The sequence below is a fragment of the Henriciella sp. genome, assembly GCF_049649345.1.
GTDB lineage: Bacteria > Pseudomonadota > Alphaproteobacteria > Caulobacterales > Hyphomonadaceae > Henriciella.
The window spans coordinates 1-2746 of sequence record NZ_JBARZC010000598.1 but is presented as its reverse complement, the minus strand read 5'-3'; the positions used below and the strand labels follow the sequence as shown (position 1 = coordinate 2746).

The window sequence follows — 2746 nt, the reverse complement described above, 5'->3', positions numbered from 1 at the left end:
ATGAGCAAACTCAGGCGCCGCAACTTCGCCGTTATCGGTCTTGGCACCTTCGGAACCAGTGTGGCGCGGGAACTGGCTCGTTTTGAGAATTATGTGATTGGAATCGATCGCAATGCGGAGGCCGTGAACCGGCTTGCGGACAGCCTTTCACAGGCGGTCGTCGCCGACGGCCGCGACGAGGAGGCGCTCAAGGAAATCGGGATAGACAATTACGATGTTGCCATCATCGCAATGGGCGAGGATCTCGAATGCAGCGTCGTGAGCGCACTCAACGTCAAGATGGCTGGCGTCGAGGAGGTCTGGGCCAAGGCAGTTAGCAAGACCCATCACCGGATCCTGTCCAAGCTCGGGGTCACACGCATCATCCATCCAGAGGAGGAGGTGGGCAGACATATCGCGCAAATGCTGCACAATCCGATGGTGCGTGATTATGTGAGCCTTGGAAACGGCTTCCATGTCGTCAATGTCGTTGTTCCCGAACGGCTCAACGGACGCCCGCTGAGCGATTTGGAGCTTCAGAAGCGGTTCGGGCTACGTTGCGTGGGCATCATGCATGGCTCGCAGCACAAGGGAAGCGACCATGAGCCCTGCACGCTCGAGCAGGATGACCGGCTCCTGATCCTCGGACAGCGTAGCGACCTTCGGCGTTTCGCGGACAGCGTCTGAATCCGATGGCGTTGCCCAGTGTCCCCAAAAATCTGGTCCGGCAGTTTTCCATTCGCCGGACGCCCGTCCCGGCACTCCTGGCCCTCCTCTACATGGGGCTCATCCTGGTGGGGACGGTGCTGCTGAGGCTTCCGATCTCCCAGCATGGCGATGTGACGTGGCTGGCGGCTTTTTTCACGTCGACATCCGCGGTCACGGTAACCGGGCTGGTAGTGGTGGATACCGGGTCGGCCTATACCTATTTCGGACAAGCGGTCGTGGCGGTTCTGATCCAGCTCGGCGGACTGGGCCTGATGACCTTCGCGGTATTGCTGCTCTCGGCACTGGGCATACCGATCGGGATGCCGCAACGCATGATCCTGCGGCAGGATCTCAACCAGACGTCGATCTCGAATCTTGTGGTCCTGGTCAAACAGATCATCCGGATTGCGCTTGTGGTCGAGATCCTGGGCGCACTCATTCTCGCTTTTGTGTTCGTTCCTGATTATGGCTGGGCTCTGGGCCTCTGGCATTCGGTCTTTCATTCAATTTCGGCCTTCAACAACGCCGGCTTCGGGCTTTTTCCGGGCAGTCTCTCGCGATGGGCCACCGATCCGGTGATCAATCTGGTGATCCCGTTGATGTTCATCGTCAGCGGCCTGGGCTTCGTGGTCGTGGGCGACGTTCTGCAAAAGCGCGCCTGGCGGCCGTTGAGCCTGCACACCAAATTGATGCTGGCAGGCACACCGGTGCTGATCGTGTGGGCACTGCTGACATTCGCGGTTCTCGAATGGAACAATCCGGGCACACTGGGGCTGATCGAGGGAAGCTGGGGCAAGCTGATGGCAGCATGGTTCCAAGCCGTGACACCGCGAACCGCCGGGTTCAACACCATCGACACGACAGCGATGCGGGACGAAACCGCCCTGATGACGATCTCGCTCATGCTGGTAGGTGGCGGCAGCACGTCAACCGCGGGAGGTATCAAGGTCACCACGCTCATTGTGCTCATTCTTGCCACAATCGCCTTTTTTCGCCGAAATACCGCGCTCAGCGCATTTGGGCGCGGGATCGGCCAGGAGGAAGTGATGAAAGTTCTCGCGCTCACAATGGTCAGCATTCTCCTTGTGATGGGCGCGCTCTTCCTGCTGCTTACGGTGCAGGAGGGAGACTTCATGGTTCTCAGCTTCGAGGTTGCCTCAGCCTTTGGTACTGTAGGCCTCTCCATGGGTGCGACCGGTACTCTCAACACCCCGGGACAGTTCATCATCATCGTGGTGATGTTTCTGGGCCGTGTCGGTCCGCTCACCTTGGGCTTCTTTCTCGCCACTCAGCGCCGGCCGCGCGTGCGCTATCCGGAAGGCGAGGTCTATCTCGGCTGAGGGATTACCGGCAAAGACGCCGTACAAACTCCAAGCAAATTGAATCAATTGATAGTTGATTAAGGGCTCTGGGGTAGCGCTGCAGCGACGCGATTATCATGGCACTCGTCCGCAAAGACAGAACGGACTCCGCCTTCTCTTTCTTGAGGTTCGCCAATGCAGCAGCAGATCGCCGAATCGACTGCCCAGACTGTCTATCTTGCCATTCTGGGACGCCCGGCAACCCCGGGAGAGCTGGATTTATGGAGTGCGCGGATCACCACGCCAAGCGCGCGCTACATGACCAAGAAACTGATGAAGTCCGAAGAGTACAGGCAGTCGGGCGCGGACGCCTCCGACAAGAGTTTTGTGCAAGCCGTGATCTTCAACCTCTTCGATCGCGAGGCAGACGCGTCCGAAACCGCCTCTTGGCTCGACGTCAAGAGCGCGCGTGATCTGGGCAATGGTGGTCTATTTCGGGCCATGCTCGCTGAGGCGAAGGATTCCGACATCGAGGCACGTGATGCGAAGCTGTCTCTGGCGCAATATGCCACCGATGCGGCACGCGACGGCAGATATATGCCCGAAGATCGTATCCCTCCGGCGGGGGCCGTCTGGCCGAGAATGAGGCGCCAATCGTAGATCATGCGCTATGGCATGCTCTAAAGTCATTTCGGACTTCGAGGTCCTTTCGGCGGACGATACCGGTCGGCGTCGTGATCGTTCCGACGCGGAGAAGG

The 2746-nt window shown here is 59.0% G+C and carries 3 protein-coding genes; all 3 read left to right on the top strand.

Going from position 1 to position 2746, the window contains the following annotated elements:
- The gene (locus tag WA989_RS16580) at positions 1-666 is read left to right on the top strand and encodes a potassium channel family protein (protein ID WP_424341587.1); all 666 of its coding nucleotides are present in this window, start codon (positions 1-3) and stop codon (positions 664-666) included.
- A 5-nt stretch (positions 667-671) separates the two neighbouring features.
- Positions 672-2027, top strand: a complete 1356-nt coding sequence (locus WA989_RS16575) for a TrkH family potassium uptake protein (protein ID WP_424341586.1) — start codon at positions 672-674, stop codon at positions 2025-2027.
- A gap of 156 nt (positions 2028-2183) precedes the next feature.
- Positions 2184-2648, top strand: a complete 465-nt coding sequence (locus WA989_RS16570) for a DUF4214 domain-containing protein (RefSeq protein ID WP_424341585.1) — start codon at positions 2184-2186, stop codon at positions 2646-2648.
- The last annotated feature ends 98 nt before the right edge of the window (positions 2649-2746 follow it).